We start from the raw sequence: 24,211 nt of genomic DNA, 5'->3' as shown, positions 1-24,211 counted from the left end.
TATCGTTACGGCTCAAACAGCATAAAATTTTACGATCACTTCACTTCAAAATCTAAGGGAAACTTTTGGTAGGCCGAATTACTTAGGTTTTAATATAAATATTAGGGTTTTGAGTTGAAATTATATTGTAAAAGATTTCTAATTATCTTCATAGTAATAGGTTTTTTTAAATGGTAAATAAATTCGGATTATGAATGATCGTTTTAGAATATCTGATAGCTTTTAACAGACAACAGACAACAGACAACAGACAACAGACAACAGACAACAAACAACAAACAACAAACAACAAACAACATACAACAAACAACAAACTGCAAAAAACAAGCAACAAAAAACTCCCAAACATGAACTTTTCTCTCTCCACTCTCCACTCTCCACTTACAACCTGGAACATCAACCCCGGCATAACCTTCAACCCGCAACAAACAACAAACAACAGACAACTCTCAAACAAGAACTTTCCACTCTCCACTTTCCACTGCCGCCACTAACCCCAAACCATGAACCCCAAACCACAAACTACATACAACCCACAACCCACAACCCACAACAGACAACAGACAGCAAACAACCAACAACATAATTCCACCCTAAAGTTTTGATATTTCCCCGTAAAAACTATATTTGTTAAAACTATGTGAAGTCCCCCTATGCGATTCAAATCTTTCTTGTTTTTATTCGCTTCCCTACTAGCTTTAACGTCCTGCGTATCAACTAAGCAGATGTCTTACCTTCAGGAATATGATCAGGAAGTAGATAGCCTTATACAGGTGCAGCGAATGCGTAAGCCTTACCGAATTCAGGTAGGGGATCTGTTAAGTATACGGGTGAAGGCTTTGGATCAGGACATAGTGGGCATGTTTAACCCAATAGGCAGTGAGAACCCAAATGCCACTACCGAGGAAGCTGTATACTTTGATGGGTTTACCGTAGACGACCATGGAAATATTCGTGTGCCTACTATGGGTGAGATTAATGTACTTGGATTTACCGAAAAAGAAGTTCGGGAGAAAATAGAAAAGAAATTACTTGAAGAATATTTTAAAGAGGAGGCGAATATATTCGTGACCGTAAAACTAGCAGGTATTCGCTATACCACTTTGGGAGAAATAGGTCAGGGAAGCCAGGTTGTATACAAAGATCAGGTTACCATCATGGAAGCGATTGCTAATGCAGGAGGTATCAATGATTATGGAGATAGGGAGAATGTACAGATCATAAGGCAATATCCGCAAGGTGAAGAAGTTCATGAAGTAGATGTTACTAATATAGACATAATGAAGAGTCCTTATTATTATATCCAGCCAAATGATATGATTATAGTAAATCCTTTGCCTCAAAAAGCTTTGGGTGTAGGGACCACTGGTTTGGAGGTGTTTAGTACTATCGTTAGTATGGTCACATTGCTTACATCAATTGTAATTTTAGCTACCAGATAATGGCTCAGGAAGAAGATCACATATCAGATGTAGGGTCCACCTTCGATTTTAAAGGGTTTATACTTAAAGTTATTAGTTACTGGAAGTTAATTCTCCTTTCGGTGGGAATCAGCCTGGCTGTCGCATATTACAATAATGTTAGAAAATTACCAGTATATAGGCTTGGCAATACAATTTCAATAAAGGACGATCAGAATCCATTTTTTACCTCTAATACAAGTCTAACTTTTAATTGGGGAGGAACTTCAGATAAGGTGAGTACTGCTATCACTATCCTAAGGTCTCGTTCTCATAATGAGGAAGTTGTGGAGAAACTTCAATTTTATATTAATTACCAGGAGCAAGGGGAGTATCAAAGAGTGGACGCCTATGGTAAAACACCTTTTAAAATTGTTGCCGATTCCTCAGCATTTCAGGCGAATAATGTTACAATGGAAATTCGGTTTAAAAGTGATACCGTTTTTAATATGCAAGCCAGAATTCCTGCAAATTTATCAAGGACAAACTATAAATCTAAAGAAACCGATAACCGGCAGGTTGAGCCTATTGATTTTAACCGAAATTTCAAAGTAGGGGAATATATTAAATTACCGTTTTTTACCGGGATTTTTCATAGGACCTCTAATCCCTTACAAATAGATAAAGTTTTTTATATAAGTTTTGGCGGTTTTAACGGTTCTGTAGGTAGATACCGAAATGTTAGTATTCAGCCCAGCAGCCAGGGAGCCTCTGTTTTAAATTTAAGCCAGGTAGGATTAAATAAAGCAAGAATAGTAGATTACCTGAATGGCTCTGTAGCCGTTTTGAGTAAAAATATGTTGGAACGAAAGAACCTTTTCGCAACTAAAACTATCCGTTTTATTGATAGTAGTTTAAATGTTCAATCAAGAGAGCTAAAGTTAGTAGAAGACGAATTAAATGACTTTAGAAATGAGAATGCTATTTTAAGTATTTCTACTGAGAGCGGAGAATTGTCGGCGCGACTTGCAAAACTTGATATAAGAAAAGAGGAAATAAGACGGCAGATTGCTTATTACGATAACCTAAGAAACTATTTAGAGACCAGAACAGATTATTCTAATGTCCCGGCTCCTACCGTAGCAGGAATTTCAGAAGGTAGTATTGTAAATGGTGTAGGAAAAATTATTCAATTAGCAGAAGAACGCAGTAATTATCAATATACTTTAAAAGAAAACTCTCCCGTATTTGATGATATCGATAGGCAGATCAATTCGGTGAAATCAATTTTATTAGAAAATCTTAATTCGTCCAAAAATTTGTTAAGTCGTGAATTGGGAGATCTTAATCGCAGGATTGCAAGCTATGAAGCAGAAGTAAGAAAATTACCCCAGGAGGAGCAGGATCTTCTAAAAATTCAAAGGAAGTATGCCATAAATGAGCGAACCTACAATATGTTTCTTGAAAAGCGTAGTGAAGCTGGATTGATTAAGGCTGCTAATGTTAGTGATGTTCTAATTATAGACGAAGCTAAAGATACCGGTGGAGGAAGAATAGGCCCCGATACACAGTTGAATTATGTTATGGCGGTAATGGTTGGTGGATTAATCCCGCTGACCTTCGTATTCCTATTGGTGTTCTTAAATACTAACATCCATAATGCTCAGGAAATAACGCGACTTTCTCCTATTCCAATACTCGGTTTAATTGGAAAAAATAAAATGGATGGTAACCTGGCTGTCTTTCAGTCGCCAAAATCTTCCATTGCTGAAAGCTTCAGGGGATTAAGATCCAGTTTACAGTTCATGTATAAACGTCAGGGGGTTACCGGTTCAAAAACAGTTTTAATCACTTCTTCAGTTTCTGGGGAAGGTAAGACCTTTTGTGCCATGAACCTGGCCACGGTATTTGCTTTAAGTGAAAAGAAAACAGTTTTAGTTGGTGTCGATCTTCGAAAACCGAAGATTTTTGATGATTTCGAACTAAATAATGATCTTGGAATAGTGAACTTCTTAATAGATCAGGCAAGTTCCGAAGAAATAATTCAACAAAGTAAAATTCCATATCTTGATGTAATCACTTCGGGCCCGGTTCCACCGAATCCATCTGAACTTCTATTATCTAAAAAGATGGATGTTTTGATTGAAGAGTTAAAGAATAAATATGACTATATAGTTCTGGACACTCCTCCTATTGGAATGGTTGCAGATGCTCTCAATCTAATAAAATTTGCCGATGCTACCTTGTATCTAGTAAGACAGGATTATACCAAAAGAGGGATGCTTGAGACCATTAATCAGAAATATGCCAAAGAGGAAATCAAAAATATCAGTTTTGTACTAAATCATTTTGTTCACAGTGCAAAGTATGGCTATGGCTATGGTTATGGTTACGGCTATGGCTATGGTTATGGTTATAACAAATATGCAAAAGGTTATTATGGTGCAGCTCCTACAAAAATATCGCAACTTAGGGCGTCCTGGAAAAAGTTTATGAGGAATTTTGAATAAATGGGTAAAACGAATCACAATGACTGGCTATATGAAATAACTCCTAAACGAAAATTAATTGATCTGAATTTCGGAGAGATTTGGAGGTACAGGGATCTTCTAATATTGTTTGTGAAGAGAAATATAGTCACAGTTTATAAACAAACTATTCTTGGACCGCTTTGGTATTTTATTCAACCCCTATTTACTGCAATAACCTTTACCTTAGTTTTTAATAATATAGCAGATATTCCCACGGGTAAAATTCCACCATTTCTATTTAATCTAACTGGAATCACCGCCTGGAATTATTTTTCACAATGTCTAACGGGAACCTCCAATACGTTTAGGGCTAATGCCGGGATCTTTGGAAAAGTTTATTTTCCAAGGGTCATCATGCCTCTTTCTAATGTAATTACGAACTTATTTAAATTCGGAATTCAACTAACAATTTTAGTTATTATTTACCTTTACGTTATTTGGACGGGAGTAGAGATTGGTCCGAATTTCAATCTAATCCTTTTCCCGGTTTATATTCTTATGATGGCTCTGTTAGGTTTAGGATTAGGAATGACTATTTCAGCCTTTACGACAAAGTATCGCGATCTAACTGTTTTGGTTGGTTTTGCAACTTCTTTACTGGTATATATATCGGCCGTACCTTATCCATTAAGTGAAGTTTCAGAGAAAATGCCAGAGTGGGCCTGGCTTGTTAAGTACAATCCCTTGACACAAATTATTGAAGGTTTTAGATTTATGATCCTGGATACCGGTATTTTTACTTGGTTTGGATTCTTTTATACCCTTTTCATATCGATATTGTTATTTCTTTTTGGTTTGATCATTTTTAACAGGACCGAAAAGAATTTTATCGATACCGTTTAAGGGTGGATAAATAGAGCGTAAAACTGAACTTGTTTCTGCTTCTCGCCTTTATAATTAATAAACAGCAGATAATTAAATATGCCTGAGTCTAAGAAAATATCCCTTTTCTGGTGGAGTGAGCCTCGACTATTAGGAAAGAAAAAAGAGAATTATGGAGACCTGTTATCTAAATATTTAGTTGAAAAAATTTCTGGTGTTTCAGTAAACTGGATACAGCCTAAAAAACAAAAATGGTATTCATTTAATAAGACCCATATTCTTGGGGCGGGAAGCATTATTCATCACGCTACTAAACACAGTGTAGTATGGGGAAGTGGTATTATAGATGAAAATCAGAAAATTGCTCCGGCAACTTTTAAGGTTGTACGAGGCCCCGAAACAAGAAAATACCTCATGAATTATGGTTATAATTGTCCGGAGATCTACGGTGATCCGGCCTTACTATTACCTGATTACTATAATCCAAACATTAAGAAAAAATATAAAATAGGGATTATCCCACATTATACAGATTTTGAGGTAATTTCTAATCTTTATTCTAACATTGAAGGAGTTAAAGTTATTGATATTATGACTCTGGATATTGAGGGGAAAACCGATGAAATCCTGGAATGTGAAAGGATCGTTTCATCTTCCTTACACGGAGTTATCGTACCACATGCGTTTGGTATTCCAGCTTTATGGATTCCTTTTTCTCAGAAACCATTTGGAAACGGAATAAAATATTACGATTATTTGAATTCCGTTCAAATCAAGGATTATACACCTACTGAATTTAATGCAAATATAAGTATAGAAGAACTATTAAGTCATTTTGATAAATATGAAGCTTTGCCCAAAAGTGAAGTAATTAATCAATTAAAACAGGGATTAATCTTAAATTGCCCTTTTATTTCTTAGAAGGTCTAATGCGAACAATAGAGAGCGATCAAAATATTGAAAAGAACAAGAAGCATTATGATAAGCTTTATGCCAACTATCCTATTGGAAATATTCTATACTGGATAAATAATCTTGATAATTTTTTAGAGACTGCCATAACCACAGAGACAAGTTGGTTTGCTTTGTACCAGGGAAATTTCAGGGATAGACTGCGAGGCAGTAAAGTAGTGGAGATGGGATGTGGAGATTGTGTGAATGTTGGCATTATGGCAGCTCTTGGTGCCCAGGTCTTTGCCAATGATATATCTTCTGAAAGTGGAAAAATTGTTGCTAAGCTTAATCAAGCTTGTGACTTTGACTATCCTATTACCTTTATTGAAGGTGATTTTTTGAAAAATGAACTACCTGAAAATACTTTTGATTTTGTGATTGGTAAAGCTTTCTTACATCACTTAAGTTTATCATTAGAGAATGAGTTTCTGGAAGAAACTCATCGGTTGCTCAAAAAAGGTGGAGAGGCTAGATTTTTTGAACCTGCCGTAAATTCTAAATTTTTGGATGCCATGAGATGGATGATACCTATAGGTGAAAGACCATCTAGTTTAAAAAGGCGGGCCTTTAAAGAGTGGAAAAGAAATGATCCTCATCCAGATAGAACCTTTAGTTCACGGCATTTTAAGAAAACAGGGGAAAAATATTTTAAATCGGTGGAAATCATTCCTGTGGGAACTTTGGAGAGATTCAGTAGGTTATTTAAATGGGGAGAACAAAAGAATCGATTTAGACGATGGGCCCTGGAGAATGAAAAAAGGTTGCCTTTGTGGGTGAATAAAACTTTTACCAGAAGTCAACTTATAATATACAAGAACCTGTAGTTTCTAATTTTAATCAAAATGGGAGTAAAAAACAGGCTAAAAAATATTCTAAAAAAAGGCGGCAAGAATAATGACCCAAAAAGGTTTGAACCTTTAAAGATGGATTTCAGAGGGAATACACTATATGTGCATGATATAGCATCATTTAAATTAGGCCAAAAGGAGCTTTTTGAAAAAGAACCTTATTTATTTGAAAGTGAAAAGCCAAACCCTCTCATTATTGACTGTGGAGCAAACCTCGGAATGAGTGTTATTTATTTTAAAGAGTTGTATCCCGAAGCAGAAATCATTGCATTCGAGGCAGATCCATATATTTTTAGTTTTTTAGAAAAAAATATTTCCTCATTTCGTTTCACTAAGGTAGAGATTATTAACAAAGCATTATGGGATAGAGAGGAAACCCTTTTCTTTTATGATGAAGGCGGTGCCGGGGGGAGAATCGAAGAAAGAAAAGACGGCAAAAAATATAAGAAACTGGAAACAATTAGCCTGGCACCTTATTTAGAAGATAAGGAGGTCGATTTTTTAAAAATAGATATTGAAGGAGCAGAATTTAAAGTTCTTGAGAATTGCCGGCATTTATTAAAAAACGTGCAACATCTTTTTATAGAATATCATAGCTTTCCAGGGGAAGAACAAAAATTACATAAGATCCTGGATTGGGTGCAACAAGCAGGATTCAGGTATCATATTAAGGAAGCCTTTACCAGGCAAAAACCTTTCGTTTCCCGAAAGACGAATGTAGGAATGGATCTGCAGTTAAACATTTTTTGCTATAGAAGAGATATTAATTAATTATTTTAATTCCAGAATGAGTAGTATTTTAAAAGCAGAGAATATATCTAAACAATACCGTTTAGGGCTTGTGGGTACAGGTACTATTAGTGATGATTTAAAACGCTGGTGGTATAATATTCGTGGAAAGGAAGATCCCTTTTTAAAAGTGGGAGCTGTAAATGATCGCGGAGCAAAGGCTAGAGAAGACTATGTATGGGCGCTTAAGGATATAAATTTTGAAGTAAAACCCGGCGAGGTTCTGGGAATTATTGGTAAGAATGGGGCAGGAAAATCTACTCTTTTGAAAATTCTTTCCCGGGTGACATCTCCAACCACCGGAAGTATTAAAACCAAAGGGCGAATAGCTTCTTTACTCGAAGTAGGTACCGGTTTTCATGGTGAACTTACCGGTAGGGAAAATATATATTTAAATGGTGCGATCCTGGGGATGACCAAACCAGAAATAAACTCCAAGATAGACGAGATCATAGACTTTTCTGGTTGTGAAATGTATATAGATACCCCTGTTAAACGCTATAGTAGCGGGATGACGGTAAGATTAGGTTTTGCGGTTGCCGCACACCTGGAACCTGAAATTTTAGTTGTGGATGAAGTACTGGCCGTTGGAGATGCTGAGTTCCAGAAAAAAGCTATAGGTAAGATGCAGGACCTATCAACTGGAGAAGGAAGAACTGTACTTTTTGTTAGTCATAACATGAATAGTGTTCAGAGTCTTTGTACAAGTGCCATGCTTTTAGAGAGGGGAATTGTTTCGTATTGTGGTGATACCCATATTGCTATATCAAAATATCTGTCCGGAGGCGAAATATCCATTTCAGATTTTTCAAATTTAGAGGATAGATCTGGAAATGGGGATATTAAGTTCAAAAAATTGGAATTGGTAAACCAATGTTTAAATACTAATGTCTTTAAATTAGGGGACGAACTTAAATTTAATTTCCATTTAATAATAGGAAAACAAGTGTTTGAAAAAATTAGATTTCTAGTTGGTATTTATAATGAAAGAGGTGAAGGTATTCTGAGATTTGATAGTGACTCTCAATTGGATCTAAATTTAAATTCAGGAAATTTAGGAAAGGATTTATATATTACCTGTTCTGTTAAAGAAAAGCTGAACATTATACCCGGAAGATATTCAGTAAACATTGCAGTATTTACTGGATCAACACTTCAAGACCATATAGCTAATAAGATATTTTTTGATGTTGTGAATGATAACTACCTTGGAAGTAACAAAACTATGGATAGTCATAATTTGGCGAAGGTAATATATAAGACCTCTTGGGTATCTCAAAATTTTGATCATTAAATGTGCTTAAATAAAGAAGAGATAAATAATGCACCTTATTTGTTTGATATTTCTAGTAGGATAATTTTAAAAAACAACAAGGTTTACAGAATTATAGAAAATAAAGAAAAAATTTTTGATCTCAAAAGTTTGTTGGAAGATAAGATTTTGAAAAATCTATATGATGCTGGATTAGTGAACAGTGAAATTATTTATAATGATAAAGAATATATGGTAGTAGAACATGAGACTATACCATTTATTTTACATCCATGTGAATATACTGATCTCATGTTTTGGAAAGCTGCTAAGATGTTTGTCAATCTAAATTTGGAGCTTTATAAAAGTGGTTTTATAACCCATGATTCACATCCTTGGAATATCAGTTTCTTTGGTAAGAAACCTGTATTTTATGATTTAGGATCAATTCTTAGAGGGAATGAAGTAAGTATGGGTTGGTTTAATGAGTTTTTTTACTTTTTTATGGTGCCCATTACGTTGGCAAGTAAGAAAAGAACGAGGAAATTTTCTAAAGAATATCGCCGAGAACATAAAATTGGTTTTGGGCGAACACTTTTTAAATCAAAAAAAATAGAAGATATTTTTTTTCGTAGATCGAGGTCTATATCCAAATTTAGGTCAAATCCTGAGACTTTTTTTAAAGAATTGTTGGATTGGCTGGAAAGCCATAAGCCAATCAAGCCTTTACCGAAATATTGGTCCAATTATTATCAACCTTCTGGTATGGATTTCAAGATCCCAAAGACCATTAAAGAAAAATTTGTATATAAAATTTTAAAAAATGAAATGCCTGAAAATGTTCTTGATTTGGCTTCAAACAAAGGTTACTTTGCTTACTTAGCTGCGTCTATGGGGGCTAATGTGCTTGCTATGGATTATGAAGATGAAGTCGTAGATTCTATTTTAGAAGCGAATGACTTCTCAGCAAAAGTTACACCTGTACATATGAATTTTAACGAGCCAACACCCTCTTTAGGCCCGGCATTGGCATGGGGTAATTCATTTCAAAGATTCTCCTCTGATATTGTAATCGCAATTGGATTGATACATCATATATGTATTACGCAACAAATCCCTGTATTTTTATTTTGTCAGACTATAATGAAGTATGCAGAAAAAGGTATTATTTTAGAATTTGTAGATCCTGAAGATAAACATGTTAAATCTTGGAAAAAAAGTATACCAAAAGATTATGACATTGAGACAATAAAGTATTTTTTGAAAAATAAATTTCCTAATTCGAAAATTAAAGAAACAAGTAAAGAAGATGGAGTAAATAGGACTTTCATATATTTTTCAAAAAATTTGTAGTATAGGTATGATAAAATATATTAAGAAAGTAATTAAATCATTTATCCGACTAGAATTTGACAAATTGAGAAGATCTAGTAGTCAAGAGATGGAAAATATTTTGTTTCAAAATGGAAAGCTTTGGGCAGCGTTATTACCAAAGGATTTTCCAGTTCCTTTACAAAATACTGAATTTAAGGTTTTCTCTCAATGGGGAGATGATGGCATCATACAATATCTAATTAATTACCTTTCAATTGAAAATAAAACGTTTGTAGAATTTGGTGTAGAAGATTACCTGGAATCGAATACGCGCTTTTTGTTAATGAATAATAATTGGTCTGGTCTAATTCTCGACGGATCAAAAAGCAATATAGACAAGATCAAAAGATCTACTATTTACTGGAAATACGATTTAATTGCAAAACATGCATTTGTTACCACCGAGAATATTAATGAATTAATAAAGGATGAAGGCATTGAAGGTGAAATAGGATTATTACATATCGATATTGATGGGAATGATTACTGGATCTGGAAAGCTTTAGAAGTTGTGGATCCCATTATAATGATTGTTGAATATAATAGCATATATGGAAGCAAAAGAGCTATTACAATTCCTTATTCAGAAGATTTTTATAGATTCAAAGCACATTATAGTGGTTTATATGCCGGAGCTTCTCTAAAGGCCATGTGTAAATTGGCTGAAAAAAAAGATTATAATTTTATTGGTTGTAATAGTGCCGGTAACAACGCATATTTTGTAAAGAAAGGATATAGTAAGGATTTGAAAATTTTGGATCCGGAAACTGGATATATAGAATCTAGATTTCGAGAGTCTAGAGATGCAAACGGGCATTTAAATTATAAAAGAGCAGGAGACAGAATTGAGGTAATAAAGGATTTGCTCATTTATAATACAGATACTAACCAAATGGAAAAAATATAATGGGAGAATTAAAATATCCAGTTTACCAGCCCAATTTAAATGGTAATGAAAAAAAATATGTGAATGAATGTTTAGACTCTACGTGGATTTCGGGTAAAGGTAAGTTTATTGACAAATTTGAAAATGATTTTGCAAAATACATTGGTGTTAATCATGCAACCGGTGTTTGTAATGGCACAGTAGCATTACATCTTGCTCTTGAAGCACTGGGTATAGGAGAAGGAGATGAAGTAATTGTCCCTACGCTAACTTACGTTGCCTCAGTAAATGCTATTACCTACACCGGTGCCAAACCTGTTTTCGTAGATTCTTTAGAAAGCACCTGGCAATTAGATCCTGAAGATGTTATAACAAAAATCACCTCAAAAACTAAAGCAGTTCTTTGTGTTCATTTATATGGCCATCCATGTGAAATGAAAAGTCTTGTGGTAATATGCGAAAAACATGGCCTATTTTTAGTAGAAGATTGCGCAGAAGCCATAGGTTCACGATATGATGGGGAGCACGTTGGGGTCTTTGGAGATGTTGCTACTTTCAGCTTTTATGGAAATAAAACTATTACCACCGGAGAAGGAGGTATGGTAACAACAAATGATGAAACTCTTTATGAGCGAATTATTCATTTAAAAGGTCAGGGTCTTGCTAAATATAGAGAGTACTGGCATGATGCCATTGGTTATAATTACCGTATGACGAATATATGTGCCGCTATTGGCCTTGCTCAGTTAGAACGTATAAACACCATAATTGAGGATAAAATAGAAATCGCTAATTGGTACCGAGAGGAATTCAAAGAAAGTAATTTTGAATTTCATACAGAAACCGAAAATGTAGTTCATTCTTACTGGATGTGTACTATTTTACTGCCCGTGGAGATTGACAGGCGTGAATTGAAAGAATACTTGTTAAATAATGGAATTGAAACCCGGCCTATGTTCTATCCAGTACATACCATGCCGATTTATGCACAAAAGTATGAGAAGCATAGAGTGGCTGAATATTTAGCTAGAAGAGGGATAAATCTTCCTAGTTATCCAGGTCTAACACAGACAGATATTCAAAAGATAGTACATTCTTTATTTTCCTATCAAACCTTAAAAAATGGACAATAAGGTTTCTGTTATTGGTTCAGGTGGACACAGTAGATCTGTAATAGCTCTTTTAAAAGATCAGGGGTTTGAAGTTGACAGGATTTATGATAATTCTTATAAAGAAGGGGAGAATGAGGTAATAAATACAGTAAGGCTGGTTGGTAAGATTCAAGATAGTATTGGTAGTTATAGGCTAGTTCTCGCCATTGGAGATAATAAGAAGAGAAAGGAATTATTTAATGATTTTCCGAAACAGGTTTATTCTGGTAATATATTTCACTCCTGTTGTTTTCTCGAAAGTTCTTCAATATTAGGTGCCTCCAATTTAGTATTTGGAAACGTCCTGATAAATGCTAATGTCGGAATTGGGGATAATAATATAATAAACACAGGAGCCATTCTGGAACATGAAGTCCAAATTGGATCCCATAATCATATTTCTGTGGGCTCAATTATATGTGGCAGAGTAAAGATTGGGAACGATTGTTTCATAGGTGCTGGAGCGGTTATAAATGATCAAGTTTCTATTTGTGATGGAGTAACCATAGGTTCAAATTCTGTAGTAATAAATTCTATAGAAGAACCAGGAATATATGTGGGTAACCCCGTTCGTAAAGTCAAAAAAACTGAAAAATAAATGAGTAATATATTAATAAACATTCCAGATATTAATAAAGAATATGGTGGGGTTTATCAATATTCGATTGCCCTCATTAAAATTTTAGCAAAGGGAAATTTGCCACACCAATTTTTTATTTTTTGTAATAATCCTGAACCATCTTTAATAGAAATAATTAGTGATTACAATAATTTCCATTTTGCAAAACCAGAAAAGATTGAATTATCAAGAACTAAAATAGTTTTTACTAAAATCCTAAATTTCATATTTTGGAAACTGGGGTCTAAAAAAAGATTAGTTGCATCAGACTGTTATGATAAAGTTATAAAAAGCTTAAATATTGACATAATTCATACTCCTTATCAGCATAATGTAGAGAAGAAAGGTGTGAAAAGTGTGACTACCCTACACGATGTTCAAGAATTGCATTTTCCTGAATTTTTTAATTCAGGTCAAAGAGCTTATCGTGCTGTTAATTACAAGAAAGCCATTGATGGAGCAGATGCAGTGGTAGTCAGTTATAACCATGTTAAAAAGGATATTTTAAAATACTTTAAGAAACCAGAAGAAAAAGTTTTCACCGTTCTCTTGGATATGCAAAATTTATGGTTGGAGATAGCCTCCCCAACTATTAAACTCAGTCTCCTTGAGAAATATTCACTTCCTCCTAATTTCATTTTATACCCAGCATCGACTTGGGAACATAAGAATCATATAAAATTATGTGAAGCGATGAAGGTCATAAAGAATGAAGATATATACCTTGTATGTACTGGGAATAGAACTCCCTATTATTATAATAAAATTCTTCCTTTTATTGAAAACGAAAACCTTTCCAAGAAAATTTTATTTTTAGGGATAGTTTCTGATAATGAATTGCTAGGGCTCTATAAGGCATGTCGCGCTGTAATTGTTCCCACATTATACGAAGCAGGAAGTTTTCCACTTATGGAAAGTATTTTACTTGGTATTCCAGTAGTATGTTCAAATGTTACTTCCCTACCTGAAACTATTGGTGACGACAGGTTTATATTTGATCCAATGAACGCGCATGAAATTTCAGAAAAAATAATGATGATTTGCCGGAATAATTCATTTAGAGAAAAAAATCTGAAAATTATTAAAGAGCAGGCAAAAAAATTAAGGTTTAATAATGCAGCATTAAAATTCGCCGAGATATACAATTCTATTTTAAAAAATTAGGATTAGTTTATTTTAAGCCAAATTATTAATTTCTATAAATTCAGTGATTTGATGGAAATCAACTTTTTTTAAAATTGTAAAGCTGTAAGATTGAATTACAATAGAATAGAATTTTGAAAGTAAATAATTGTAATAATTTCATTTAATAAAGGGATTTCAGATTAGCAAAATTAAAGAAACTATAAAATCGTTTTACTCAAGAACTAGGTTCTTTACATATTTATACAATTAATCAAAAACAAATGAAGAAAGCCCTTATTACAGGAATCACTGGCCAGGATGGAGCATATTTAGCTGAGCTTTTGCTAAGTAAGGGCTATGAGGTACATGGCATTAAGCGTAGAAGTTCTTCTTTTAATACTAACAGGGTGGACCATCTTTACCAGGATCCCCATGAGAAAGACGTACGTTTTAAACTGCATTATGGCGACCTGAGTGACTCTATGAACCTAACCCGCATCATCCAGGAGGTACAACCGGATGAGATCTATAACCTGGGGGCGATGTCTCATGTTAAAGTGAGTTTTGAAACTCCTGAATATACAGGTAATGTAGACGGTTTGGGAACTTTAAGAGTCTTGGAGGCAGTTCGATTACTTGGTCTTACGCAAAAAACAAAGATCTACCAGGCATCTACCTCAGAGCTTTATGGAAAGGTACAAGAGGTCCCGCAAAATGAAAATACCCCTTTTTATCCTAGAAGCCCTTATGGAGTTGCTAAATTATATGCCTACTGGATCACGGTAAATTACAGGGAAGCATATAATATGTTTGCTTGTAATGGAATTTTATTCAACCACGAATCGCCTATTAGGGGTGAGACATTTGTAACCCGAAAGATAACCAGGGCTGCGGCAAGAATAGCACTGGGAATGCAGGATTGTCTGTATCTTGGTAATCTGGATGCAAAAAGAGATTGGGGGCATGCTAAGGATTATGTAGAAGCTATGTGGCTAATGTTACAGCAGGAAGAACCGGATGATTATGTAATCGCTACTGGTGTCACCACTTCTGTTCGAGACCTGGTGATCATGGCTTTTAATGAATTGGGAATAGAGCTTGAATTTATAGGAAAAGGATTAGATGAAATAGGAGTGGTTATTTCCTGTTCCAATGCTGATTATACTGTAGAGGTAGGCAAAGAAATAGTGAAGATTGATCCTGATTATCATAGACCTACCGAAGTTGATCTCTTGGTAGGAGATGCAAGCAAGTGTAAAAATAATCTCAATTGGACTCCAAAACATAGTCTTCCTCAGTTGGTCAGGGAAATGGTGGAAGCTGATTTACATCTTTTTCAAAAAGAGAAATATCTCAGAGATGGTGGACATGATACTTTGAATTATTTTGAATAATTCATAATGGGCCGTCATGCTGTCCCGAAGCATCGGGAGTTTCAGCATCTCTCAATTAAAATATAGAAATTAAAATTTGGAAAAAGATTCTAAAATATATGTAGCAGGGCATAAAGGTATGGTGGGATCTGCCCTAGTTCGAAAATTAAAAAAAGAAGGGTTTTTTAATCTGGTATTAATGCCTTCTGAAGAATTGGATCTAAAGGACCAGAGTGCAGTGGGTGAATTTTTTGAATCTGAAAAACCTGAATATGTATTCCTGGCAGCGGCTAAAGTTGGAGGGATTGAGGCTAATAATACCTACAGGGGTCAATTTCTTTTTGAAAACCTAATGATACAGACTAATGTAATACATCAGAGTTATGTGCATAAGGTGAAAAAATTATTATTTCTTGCCTCGTCCTGTATTTATCCAAAATTGGCTCCACAGCCAATAAAAGAAGAATATCTGCTTAGCGGTAAACTAGAACCAACCAATGAGCCTTACGCCATTGCTAAAATAGCCGGAGTGAAAATGTGCGAAAACTATAACCGGCAATATGGTTGTAATTTTATTTCTGTGATGCCTACAAATCTTTATGGCCCAAACGATAACTATGATTTAAAGACATCGCATGTGTTACCAGCCTTGTTAAGAAAATTTCATGAAGCAAAGAAAAAAATGGAAAAAACTGGACAAAAAGAAACTGTAAAACTTTGGGGTACGGGTAAGCCAAAAAGGGAGTTTCTACACGTCGATGATCTTGCAGAAGCTTGTTATCATCTAATGTTAAAGTATGAAGGCAACCTTAGTGTGAACATTGGAACTGGAAAAGATATTTCTATAAAGGAACTGGCAAACCTAATTCAAAGACTCGTTGGGTTTCAAGGTGAAATAATTTGGGATGCATCAATGCCGGACGGAACGCCTAGAAAACTCCTTGATGTCTCACTTTTACATCGATTAGGTTGGTCACATAAAATCGAACTGGAAGAGGGAATAAAAAAAATTTATAAAGAAAATTTTCCTTTAGAGAATGTCTGAACCGCTTAAAATCTCAATTATTACGGTTAACCTGAATAATAAAGAAGGTTTACAGCGGACAATTAAAAGTGTTCTTAATCAAACCTGGAAGGATTTTGAATATATAGTTATTGATGGAGCATCTATTGATGGTAGTATTGGTGTATTAGAAGATAATAGCGCAAAACTTAGTTATTGGATAAGTGAAAAGGATAATGGTATCTACTCAGCAATGAATAAGGGAATAAATATTGCTCGAGGTGAATATTTACTTTTTATCAATAGCGGGGACGAATTATATCATCCAAAGGTTTTACAGGAAAATATCGATAAAATAAGTGATTACGATATCATTTATTTTAATATTTGTCTGGTAAAAAACGGAGAAAAACACATTCATCAATATCCTAAAGCCATTGATTATAAGTATATGATGAAGGCATCACTTGGTCATCCTTCGACTTTTATAAAAAAAAACTTATTTGATAGGTTGGGCCTATACGATGAATCATTAAGCATAGTTGCTGACTGGAAATTCTTTTTTAATTCGATTATAAGGATGAGGTGTACGTATATGAAAATTGATTCCGTATTATCTGTATTTTACATGGATGGTATAAGTTCAAAAAACACTAGGGAAGTGAAAATGGAAAGAGCTGAGGTGATTAATAAAGATTACCAGGATTATCAAAAGTTAATGAGATTAGAGAAGGAGTTATACCAATTTAAAAAATCGTTTCTTATTAGAGTTTTAATAAAGCTTGGATTAATAAAATTATAAGCGGGTAATATTTATCTTTTGAATATTTATAGAAGTTTACAAAATATTTGGGCTGGATTAAGATTCTATGTCTTAAAAAAAAGATATAGGATTTATCCCTATGATTCAACTAACCCTAAAACCTATCCAATAATAATTGTAAGCTTTAACCAATTAAAATATCTTAAGGAGTTGATAGGACTACTTAAAAAATATGGGTATAAAAATATAGTAGTAATAGATAATGCTTCTACCTATGAACCTTTACTTGAATATTTAGAAAATATAAGAAAAGAAGTTCATGTTCACAGGTTAAAGAAAAACCATGGTCATATGGTTTTCTGGATAAGGGAAGATCTTTATAATCATTACGCAAAAGGTTATTATGCAGTTACAGATGCCGATATTGTTCCTTGTAAAGATTGCCCGGAAGATTTCATGCTATATTTTAAAAAGATTTTGGATTCTAATAAAAATCTTACAAAGGTAGGTTTCAGTTTAAAAATTGATGATATTCCAGAATATGTTCCGTATCGCGATTCTATTTTAAATTGGGAGAAAAAATTCTGGAAAAATCAAACTAAGGACGGGAATTACAAGTCTGCTATAGACACTACGTTTGCATTATACAAACCAAGACCCTATTCAAAATCTACTTCAGATTTTTTTAATGCTATTAGAACAAAACCTCCATATTGTGCCATTCATGGTGGCTGGTATGTTGATCCTCTAAACCTTAGTGCAGAACAAGAGTTTTATTTTAAAACGGCGAATAAGTCAAGTAATTGGAGGTTAGATGAAAAGGGTGAGTTTAAACACCCCGAATTACTTTAAAAAAATATGATTTCAATAGTTGTATGTTCAGTTAATGAAGACTTGTACAAATCCCTGTCATTAAATATAGAGAAAACTATAGGTGATTTAGAATTTGAATTGATTAAGATCGAAAATAACCGGGAGCAGAAGTCTATTGCTGAAGCTTACAATAAAGGTCTGTCAATTTCTAAATTTGATTTAGTTGTTTTTGCTCACGAAGATATTCTTTTCCATACTCAGGAGTGGGGAGTTCTCCTGTCTTCAATTTTCGAGGCTGATAAAACAGTCGGCCTATTGGGTGTTGCTGGGTCGAGCATTAAAACCAACTATCCCACAGGATGGTGGGAGAATTCTCAGGAATTTCTCAATAAATATGTATTGCAGCATTACCCTAATGGAGAAATAAATTTAATGGATGCCGGTTTCAAAAACGCCTCATCTAAGGAAGTGATTATAATAGACGGTCTCTTTATGGCTTTGAGAAAAATGGAGGGAGTTTCTTTTGATGAAAGGATGAAAGGATTTCATTTTTATGATCAAAGTATTTCTTTAAGAATTAGAAATGCGGGATATAAAGTCATGGTGAGTAATAAAATTTTGATCGAGCATCTCTCATATGGTGTTAAGGATGATGTCTGGCTAAAGGCTTCAGTAAAATTCCATAAGTTGTATAATAAATATCTCCCCCAGAAAATAGAAGGTAAAGCTTCAAGAAAAGATAAATTAATTAGTTGTAAATATTATCTTGAGAATTGCATTCGTACGGGAAACAGAAAAATAGCTTTCAGTGTTTGGCTGCAATATCTTCGGTTAAGCCGGTTTTCTAAAGAAAATAAAAATTTTTTAAAGTACTTCCTGGAGATAAACAATGTTAATTAATTTCAATAACCTGCTTATAAGATATGCTGGCTATAATAATTCCATATTATAAGATTAAATATTTTGAGGAAACTCTTTCTTCCCTGGCCAGACAATCCAATAGGAATTTCAATGTTTATATAGGGAATGATAGTTCTCCACAGAATCCAGAGGATATCGTTAAAAAATATCTTGGAAAAATTAATATTGTTTATAAAGAATTTGAAGAAAACTTAGGGAGGATTTCATTGTCTTCCCAATGGGAACGATGTATACAGCTTTCTAAAAATGAAGAATGGTTAATGATTTTAGGGGATGATGATTATTTAAGTGATAACTATATAGATGAATTCTACCAGCACTTAAATGAAATAAAATCCTTAAATATCAAAGTAGTGAGATTTGCTAGCAGAATTGTAAAAATTAGTAATCGAACTAAAATCTCAGATCTCTATACCCACCCCAAAATAGAAAATTCTACCGATTTTTTTTATCGTAAATTTTTTCAGGCATCCAGAGGATCCCTTACCGAGCAAATATTTCGTAGGGATGCATATTTGAAACATGGGTTTCGAGATTTTCCTTTAGCATGGGGTACAGATAATTTTGCCTGGTTAGAATTTTCCGATTTCGGGGAAATTTATTCCATTAATTCAGCAACGGCATACTTCAGAATTTCGGAGGAAAATATTTCCCGGGGCGGGTATTTGGAGAATGTAAAATTAAAGGCTAAACATGACTATTTTGAGATATTAATAAAAGAATATTTACCACAATTTAAATCGTATCAACGCAAAAAGATTTTAAACTTGTTTGAAATATTATCTTATCGTAGCAAAGGTTTGAATTTAAAAACATGGTTATTTCTCAATTATTTATATTTAAAAGAAGAAGGATTTCTTAGTTTGCTTAAATATAACAGAAGATTGTTTTTATTATACCCCAGAAGAAATTGGACAGATTAGTATCTATTATTATTCCCACCTTCAATCGAGCACATCTTATTGATAAAACCCTTGATTCGATTATAGCACAAAGCTATAGGAGGTGGGAATGCATTGTAGTAGATGATACTTCTACCGACCATACTATTGATGTGTTGAAGAAATACAAAGATGAAAGAAGAATAAAGTACCTGTTAAGACCTTTGAATTTATTAAAAGGAGCAAATTCCTGTCGTAATTTTGGCTTCAAGAAAAGCAAGGGAGATTATATAATTTGGTTCGACAGCGATGACCTCATGACTCCAGACCACATAGAATGTAAATTAAAAACACTCATAGAATATAATGTGGATTTTGTGATTAGTAAGACTAGAAATTTCAAGGATGGGAAATTGTTAGAGCCTTATAAGTATGTGGTTATGGATTATGGTATAAAAGCTAGAGATTTTATATTATCGAAAATTCACTGGTATACGTATGATGTAATGTTGACTAGAGAGGTAGCCGAGAATATCTCCTGGAATCCTGTTTTAGAATCCTGGCAGGACCATAATTACTTTAGCAAAATGTTGTTGAAAACAGAAAATGGTTTACACATAGACAGGATTTTAACCCAGCGCAGAATTCACGAAAATTCCATTCAGTCCAGACTTACAGAGACTGAGACTACTTTTAGCAAGGGCATTTTGAATTACCGGATAGTGAACTTTACGGATATTGGAGATAAAGTGGATAAGTACGTTCAGAAAGAGATGATATTCGATATGATGAATCATAGCTTTCGTTTAGCTTCAATGAGAAAAAGATCAGAAGATATCAAAGCAGTTAAATTTCTTGTTTTGAAAAAACTTGGAAAGCAAAGTCTTTATTATTTTAATTTAAGTCTAATAATAGCTTTTTTATCCAAAAGGGGTTATTTTCTTCTTGAAAAGGCAAAACAAAGAAATATGCTTTCACCTCAATAAATGTTCATCTATAAGATCTAGAATGTTATGATCTTGAGAAGTGTCAAATTTTCGGGCGAATAAGAAATTTTTAGATTTTGATTTTAATTCTTCAAAATCCTCAGTTTTGAAAGTTACAGGTAAATCTCCATGTGGTCTTGTCCAGTTGACGTAGGTCAGTGAAGGCCTAATTTTACCTTCTTCTTCTAATTTTCGTACTATACTTTGTATTAGAATTTCATCAGGTAGTAGGGTAAATTGATGATAGCTTAGATACTTTGGGTTTTGTTGAAGGTACAACAAAATACTCTCTATAGTACTGATTGGAAGAATAAACCATTGCGAGCCACCATAAGGCTTAATGTCCTTTGGAAACCTTCTCTTTTTCAATAGTTTTAGGATTTCTTTGAATTTACCTTTCTTCCTTAGGAAGTTGATTCTTCCTGGTGTATCCTTTTGATAAAATTCTTTTTCCCAAATAGAAGGCATTTGTATAAAATGCCCACGTTTGAATGATTTGTTGAATTTGTATTTTTCTATCCTATCCTTTCCTCCTTTATGCCAACCTTTAAAAGGCAGGGATACTGTCGAAATAAAATTTATTTTTTGATGTTCGTTTAAAAAATCAGATATTTTTGCTGTTGAAACCAAAGGGTAATCCTGTCCGCTTAATAATATACAGACTCCGTTTCTTTTTTGATTTAAAATTAACTTCATGGCATTAATTGTTGCTTTTACAATACCCAGGTCTCCCCAGGTGCCATTTTTCCTATCAATATTCCTTAAATAAAATATTTCATCAGACTCAGGGATCTTTCTTTTAAATTTATTTATATCGACCTGTTTATCGATATGGATATAAAACTTTACATACCGAGCAGTCAGACGTTCAATTAATCTTTGAAGTTGATCAGGGTTTTTATGTGCAAGAAGAATATAATTAATCTCCACTTTGCTGATTTTTTAAACAAATGTAACGAATGATGAATTATAGAGAAACATATTAGTTATTATTAAAAGTAAGAACAGAACTATATCTTGCGTTAAGATTTATTTTACCATTAATTGAAAAGCTCCCAATCTTTATTGTATGATGAAAATAAAAAATAGTTTAAAAAAGTTTCTAGGTATTCATAATTCTACTCTGACGGTTGGAAAGAATAATGAGACTACAAGGAACCAATGGATTATATCTACATTGGGAAAGCTTCCCTCAGGTTTACGTATTTTAGATGTGGGGGCTGGGGAGAAGCCTTATGAAGATTATTGTACTCATCTTGATTATATTTCCCAGGATTTTGGGAAATATAATCCAAACGATGTAAATTTCGGTCTTCAGGTGGATGATTGGAATTATGGTAAACTTGATATAATTTCAGATATAGCATCTATACCCGTAGCTGATAATTCTTTTGACGCTATTTTATGTACCGAAGTTTTAGAGCATGTTATTAATCCAAAAGAAGCAATAAAAGAGTTTTCAAGAATATTAAAAAGTGGTGGATATTTAATTATCACCACACCTTTTTGCAGTCTTACGCATTTTGCTCCTTATCATTTTTATTCGGGATTTAGCCGTTTTTTTTATGAAACGGTACTTAAAAATAATTATTATGATATTGAGGTAACTTCAAATGGGAACTATTTTGAATACCTGGCTCAAGAGATAAATCGATTGGAATATACAGGAAAAAAGTATTCAAATGTTGAGCTAACAAAAAATGAAAGAAAAAGGATGAGGACCGTAAATTTACTACTTGAGAGATTGTCTAAACAGGATTCTGGCTCTGATGAATTGCTTTGTTTTGGTTATTTTATTCTGGCTAGAAGAAAATGATTATTATCAAGATAAAAGGGGGGCTCGGTAATCAAATGTTTCAATACGCTTTTGGATGGATCCTGGCAAAAAAGTATAATGAAGATCTTCTTTTAGATACATCTGTGTATGGCGAAAAAAAGATTAATGGTATTGCAAAGAGGGAATTTGGACTGGAAATTTTTAATAATGATTACTTATTAGCCTCAGAAACCGATATCAATTCTTTTTTAGAATTATCCTTGATTCAACAAATAAGAAAGAAGATAGGGCTGAATTTTCGGAAAATTTATAACGATCGTGTTTTTAAATACAATCCAAGTGCACTTCAATTACCACCTCCAATATATTTAAATGGCTATTTTCAAAGCTATCGATACTTTAAAGGGAGAGAATCTGCTGTTAGGAATCTTTTTAATTTTGATATAAAAAACATTGATCAATCTAATCTTGAATTCATGCAAGATATGGAACACAGCAGTTCGGTAGCAATACATGTTAGAAGAGGAGATTATGTTGAAAATGAAAAAACCAAATCATTTCACGGTGGGTGTTCATTGGAATATTATAAAAGATCTATTTCCTACATAAAGGACAGAATAATTAATCCCAAACTTTTCTTTTTTTCAGATGATATTGAGTGGGTTCGAAAAAATTTTAATGTGGGATTATCCTCTGTTTTTGTTGAACATAATCAAGGCTCAGATAGTTGGAAAGATATGTTGTTAATTAGTAATTGCAAACATCAAATAATAGCTAATAGTTCTTTTAGCTGGTGGGGAGCATGGTTAAATGATAATCCAGAGAAAATTGTTGTAGCTCCCGCTAGATGGCTCGCTAAAAAAGAAATAGATATGAATGATCTAATCCCTTCAACCTGGGTGAGATTATGAAACAGTTACCTGTAATATCTGTTCTAATGCCCGTATATAATTGCGAGGAATTCATAGAAGCTTCTATAAAAAGTATATTAAATCAAAGTTTTTCCAATTTTGAATTTATTATCATTGATGATGCTTCGAATGACAATACCTTAAAAATCATAAAAGAACTAAATGATCCTCGGATACGGTTGGTAGAAAAAACTAAAAATTCAGGCTATTCTAATAGCCTGAATATTGGTTTAAAACTTGCCAAAGGGGAGTTTATTGCAAGAATGGATGGGGACGACATATCTATACTTAATAGATTTGAAAAACAATTAGCCTTTATGAAAACTCATCCAGAGGTTATAGTTTGTGGAACAGGGTATTCAGTTATTGGGAATGAACAAATTAAATTAAATCCTGAAATGCATGAACAAATTAAATTAGGATTATTAAGGGGAAATTGCATAGTACATCCTTCAGTCTTGATGAGAAATAGTGTTATCAAAGAATACAATTTGTCATACAACCCTAATATGGAACCTTCAGAAGATTACGACTTTTGGGTTAGATTACTCGCTCATGGTAAGCTGCATAATTTACCTGAAGTATTAATCAATTATCGGGTCCATGGAAATTCTGTTTCAAGAAAAAAGGCTAAACAACAGGAATCGAATGCAGCTTTAGCCAAAATCAATTTGTTAGAGTACTTAGGACTGGAGTTGAGTATTGAAGAAAAACATTTGCTTAAGAAAATATTTAAAAAATTTTCTTCCTTAACAATTAAGGAGTTAAAGAAGGCCGGAGTTATTTTAAAAAGGGTAGAAAATTCGAATGTTAATTTTTTTCAGAGAGATGGTTTTCAAGATTATCTACAATATCTTCAGGAAATGATATTTTTTAAATTTATAAATAGATATGAAAGATATAATCCCGCTATATTTTTGAATTATATGAAAATTAAAGATGATTGGGATATTAAACTAGACCGATATCAAGAATTAAAATTATTAATGAAATCTTTTCTTTATTATAGGGTTAAATATTCTGAAAATTAAG

General features: G+C 33.5%; 23 protein-coding genes. 22 read left to right on the top strand and 1 reads right to left on the bottom strand.

Going from position 1 to position 24,211, the window contains the following annotated elements; genetic code table 11:
* The first annotated feature begins 653 nt into the window (after window positions 1–653).
* The 19 genes from FGM01_RS10510 to FGM01_RS10420 all read left to right on the top strand — a co-directional run bounded on the left by FGM01_RS10510 (window position 654) and on the right by FGM01_RS10420 (window position 20,491).
* On the top strand, window positions 654–1,442 hold the full coding sequence (locus tag FGM01_RS10510) for a polysaccharide biosynthesis/export family protein (RefSeq protein ID WP_143411131.1): 789 nt from the start codon (window positions 654–656) through the stop codon (window positions 1,440–1,442).
* Window positions 1,442–3,910: a polysaccharide biosynthesis tyrosine autokinase gene (locus tag FGM01_RS10505; protein ID WP_143411130.1), complete on the top strand. Its 2,469-nt coding sequence runs from the start codon at window positions 1,442–1,444 to the stop codon at window positions 3,908–3,910. Before FGM01_RS10510 ends, FGM01_RS10505 begins: the two co-directional genes overlap by 1 nt.
* Complete coding sequence (locus tag FGM01_RS10500; RefSeq protein ID WP_143411129.1) at window positions 3,911–4,774, top strand: ABC transporter permease; 864 nt, start codon at window positions 3,911–3,913, stop codon at window positions 4,772–4,774. It abuts the gene before it with no gap.
* 78 nt (window positions 4,775–4,852) lie between these two features.
* Window positions 4,853–5,674 (top strand): polysaccharide pyruvyl transferase family protein, encoded by an 822-nt coding sequence (locus FGM01_RS10495; protein WP_143411128.1) that lies wholly within the window; start codon window positions 4,853–4,855, stop codon window positions 5,672–5,674.
* An 8-nt stretch (window positions 5,675–5,682) separates the two neighbouring features.
* Window positions 5,683–6,531 carry a class I SAM-dependent methyltransferase gene (locus tag FGM01_RS10490; RefSeq protein WP_143411127.1) on the top strand — a complete coding sequence of 283 codons (849 nt, stop codon included), beginning with the start codon at window positions 5,683–5,685 and terminating at the stop codon, window positions 6,529–6,531.
* Window positions 6,532–6,549: 18 nt separating this feature from the next.
* Entirely contained in the window at window positions 6,550–7,326 is a 777-nt protein-coding gene (locus tag FGM01_RS10485) for an FkbM family methyltransferase (protein ID WP_143411126.1), read from the top strand.
* Window positions 7,327–7,342: 16 nt separating this feature from the next.
* Entirely contained in the window at window positions 7,343–8,638 is a 1,296-nt protein-coding gene (locus FGM01_RS10480) for an ABC transporter ATP-binding protein (RefSeq protein WP_143411125.1), read from the top strand.
* Window positions 8,639–9,949: a class I SAM-dependent methyltransferase gene (locus FGM01_RS10475; protein ID WP_143411124.1), complete on the top strand. Its 1,311-nt coding sequence runs from the start codon at window positions 8,639–8,641 to the stop codon at window positions 9,947–9,949.
* Between the two features lie 7 nt (window positions 9,950–9,956).
* The gene (locus FGM01_RS10470) at window positions 9,957–10,877 is read left to right on the top strand and encodes a hypothetical protein (protein ID WP_143411123.1); all 921 of its coding nucleotides are present in this window, start codon (window positions 9,957–9,959) and stop codon (window positions 10,875–10,877) included.
* Window positions 10,877–11,989: a DegT/DnrJ/EryC1/StrS family aminotransferase gene (locus tag FGM01_RS10465; RefSeq protein ID WP_143411122.1), complete on the top strand. Its 1,113-nt coding sequence runs from the start codon at window positions 10,877–10,879 to the stop codon at window positions 11,987–11,989. The genes FGM01_RS10470 and FGM01_RS10465 overlap by 1 nt, the downstream gene beginning before the upstream one ends.
* Window positions 11,979–12,605, top strand: a complete 627-nt coding sequence (locus FGM01_RS10460) for a NeuD/PglB/VioB family sugar acetyltransferase (protein ID WP_143411121.1) — start codon at window positions 11,979–11,981, stop codon at window positions 12,603–12,605. Before FGM01_RS10465 ends, FGM01_RS10460 begins: the two co-directional genes overlap by 11 nt.
* Complete coding sequence (locus FGM01_RS10455) at window positions 12,606–13,790, top strand: glycosyltransferase family 4 protein (protein ID WP_143411120.1); 1,185 nt, start codon at window positions 12,606–12,608, stop codon at window positions 13,788–13,790.
* A gap of 242 nt (window positions 13,791–14,032) precedes the next feature.
* A complete protein-coding gene (gene gmd, locus FGM01_RS10450; RefSeq protein WP_143411119.1) occupies window positions 14,033–15,145 on the top strand; it encodes a GDP-mannose 4,6-dehydratase in 1,113 nt (370 codons plus the stop codon).
* A gap of 76 nt (window positions 15,146–15,221) precedes the next feature.
* On the top strand, window positions 15,222–16,169 hold the full coding sequence (locus FGM01_RS10445; protein WP_143411118.1) for a GDP-L-fucose synthase family protein: 948 nt from the start codon (window positions 15,222–15,224) through the stop codon (window positions 16,167–16,169).
* The gene (locus FGM01_RS10440) at window positions 16,162–16,929 is read left to right on the top strand and encodes a glycosyltransferase family 2 protein (protein ID WP_143411117.1); all 768 of its coding nucleotides are present in this window, start codon (window positions 16,162–16,164) and stop codon (window positions 16,927–16,929) included. The genes FGM01_RS10445 and FGM01_RS10440 overlap by 8 nt, the downstream gene beginning before the upstream one ends.
* An 18-nt stretch (window positions 16,930–16,947) precedes the next feature.
* Window positions 16,948–17,742 (top strand): glycosyltransferase family 2 protein, encoded by a 795-nt coding sequence (locus FGM01_RS10435; RefSeq protein WP_166435217.1) that lies wholly within the window; start codon window positions 16,948–16,950, stop codon window positions 17,740–17,742.
* 6 nt (window positions 17,743–17,748) lie between these two features.
* A complete protein-coding gene (locus FGM01_RS10430; RefSeq protein ID WP_143411115.1) occupies window positions 17,749–18,603 on the top strand; it encodes a glycosyltransferase in 855 nt (284 codons plus the stop codon).
* 23 nt (window positions 18,604–18,626) lie between these two features.
* On the top strand, window positions 18,627–19,547 hold the full coding sequence (locus FGM01_RS10425; RefSeq protein WP_143411114.1) for a glycosyltransferase family 2 protein: 921 nt from the start codon (window positions 18,627–18,629) through the stop codon (window positions 19,545–19,547).
* Entirely contained in the window at window positions 19,535–20,491 is a 957-nt protein-coding gene (locus tag FGM01_RS10420; RefSeq protein ID WP_166435216.1) for a glycosyltransferase family 2 protein, read from the top strand. The genes FGM01_RS10425 and FGM01_RS10420 overlap by 13 nt, the downstream gene beginning before the upstream one ends.
* On the opposite strand, the gene FGM01_RS10415 is transcribed toward FGM01_RS10420, so the two are convergent.
* Complete coding sequence (locus FGM01_RS10415; protein WP_166435215.1) at window positions 20,480–21,421, bottom strand: beta-1,6-N-acetylglucosaminyltransferase; 942 nt, start codon at window positions 21,419–21,421, stop codon at window positions 20,480–20,482. The genes FGM01_RS10420 and FGM01_RS10415 overlap by 12 nt on opposite strands.
* Window positions 21,422–21,560: 139 nt before the next feature.
* Here FGM01_RS10415 and FGM01_RS10410 point away from each other — a divergent pair, with 139 nt between their 5' ends.
* Genes FGM01_RS10410 through FGM01_RS10400 form a run of 3 tightly spaced genes read left to right on the top strand, consistent with a single transcriptional unit; the run spans window position 21,561 to window position 24,210 of the window.
* The gene (locus FGM01_RS10410) at window positions 21,561–22,307 is read left to right on the top strand and encodes a class I SAM-dependent methyltransferase (RefSeq protein ID WP_143411111.1); all 747 of its coding nucleotides are present in this window, start codon (window positions 21,561–21,563) and stop codon (window positions 22,305–22,307) included.
* On the top strand, window positions 22,304–23,179 hold the full coding sequence (locus FGM01_RS10405; protein WP_143411110.1) for an alpha-1,2-fucosyltransferase: 876 nt from the start codon (window positions 22,304–22,306) through the stop codon (window positions 23,177–23,179). Before FGM01_RS10410 ends, FGM01_RS10405 begins: the two co-directional genes overlap by 4 nt.
* On the top strand, window positions 23,176–24,210 hold the full coding sequence (locus tag FGM01_RS10400) for a glycosyltransferase family 2 protein (RefSeq protein WP_143411109.1): 1,035 nt from the start codon (window positions 23,176–23,178) through the stop codon (window positions 24,208–24,210). The genes FGM01_RS10405 and FGM01_RS10400 overlap by 4 nt, the downstream gene beginning before the upstream one ends.
* The last annotated feature ends 1 nt before the right edge of the window (window position 24,211 follow it).

Source organism: Christiangramia sabulilitoris (assembly GCF_007050985.1).
In the GTDB taxonomy this organism is placed as follows: Bacteria; Bacteroidota; Bacteroidia; order Flavobacteriales; family Flavobacteriaceae; genus Christiangramia; species Christiangramia sabulilitoris.
The sequence above is the reverse complement of the archived record's forward strand: the minus strand, read 5'-3'. Positions and strand labels throughout refer to the sequence as shown.

Excerpts from the sequence above, each read along its gene's own strand:
- gmd (WP_143411119.1), top strand. The coding sequence starts at position 14,033 with ATGAAGAAAGCCCTTATTACAGGAATCACTGGCCAGGATGGAGCATAT.
- FGM01_RS10485 (WP_143411126.1), top strand. The coding sequence starts at position 6,550 with ATGGGAGTAAAAAACAGGCTAAAAAATATTCTAAAAAAAGGCGGCAAG.
- FGM01_RS10475 (WP_143411124.1), top strand. The coding sequence starts at position 8,639 with ATGTGCTTAAATAAAGAAGAGATAAATAATGCACCTTATTTGTTTGAT.
- FGM01_RS10465 (WP_143411122.1), top strand. The coding sequence starts at position 10,877 with ATGGGAGAATTAAAATATCCAGTTTACCAGCCCAATTTAAATGGTAAT.
- FGM01_RS10410 (WP_143411111.1), top strand. The coding sequence starts at position 21,561 with ATGATGAAAATAAAAAATAGTTTAAAAAAGTTTCTAGGTATTCATAAT.
- FGM01_RS10455 (WP_143411120.1), top strand. The coding sequence starts at position 12,606 with ATGAGTAATATATTAATAAACATTCCAGATATTAATAAAGAATATGGT.
- FGM01_RS10400 (WP_143411109.1), top strand. The coding sequence starts at position 23,176 with ATGAAACAGTTACCTGTAATATCTGTTCTAATGCCCGTATATAATTGC.
- FGM01_RS10430 (WP_143411115.1), top strand. The coding sequence starts at position 17,749 with ATGATTTCAATAGTTGTATGTTCAGTTAATGAAGACTTGTACAAATCC.
- FGM01_RS10510 (WP_143411131.1), top strand. The coding sequence starts at position 654 with ATGCGATTCAAATCTTTCTTGTTTTTATTCGCTTCCCTACTAGCTTTA.
- FGM01_RS10425 (WP_143411114.1), top strand. The coding sequence starts at position 18,627 with ATGCTGGCTATAATAATTCCATATTATAAGATTAAATATTTTGAGGAA.
- FGM01_RS10505 (WP_143411130.1), top strand. The coding sequence starts at position 1,442 with ATGGCTCAGGAAGAAGATCACATATCAGATGTAGGGTCCACCTTCGAT.
- FGM01_RS10405 (WP_143411110.1), top strand. The coding sequence starts at position 22,304 with ATGATTATTATCAAGATAAAAGGGGGGCTCGGTAATCAAATGTTTCAA.
- FGM01_RS10440 (WP_143411117.1), top strand. The coding sequence starts at position 16,162 with ATGTCTGAACCGCTTAAAATCTCAATTATTACGGTTAACCTGAATAAT.
- FGM01_RS10495 (WP_143411128.1), top strand. The coding sequence starts at position 4,853 with ATGCCTGAGTCTAAGAAAATATCCCTTTTCTGGTGGAGTGAGCCTCGA.
- FGM01_RS10490 (WP_143411127.1), top strand. The coding sequence starts at position 5,683 with ATGCGAACAATAGAGAGCGATCAAAATATTGAAAAGAACAAGAAGCAT.
- FGM01_RS10470 (WP_143411123.1), top strand. The coding sequence starts at position 9,957 with ATGATAAAATATATTAAGAAAGTAATTAAATCATTTATCCGACTAGAA.
- FGM01_RS10460 (WP_143411121.1), top strand. The coding sequence starts at position 11,979 with ATGGACAATAAGGTTTCTGTTATTGGTTCAGGTGGACACAGTAGATCT.
- FGM01_RS10480 (WP_143411125.1), top strand. The coding sequence starts at position 7,343 with ATGAGTAGTATTTTAAAAGCAGAGAATATATCTAAACAATACCGTTTA.
- FGM01_RS10500 (WP_143411129.1), top strand. The coding sequence starts at position 3,911 with ATGGGTAAAACGAATCACAATGACTGGCTATATGAAATAACTCCTAAA.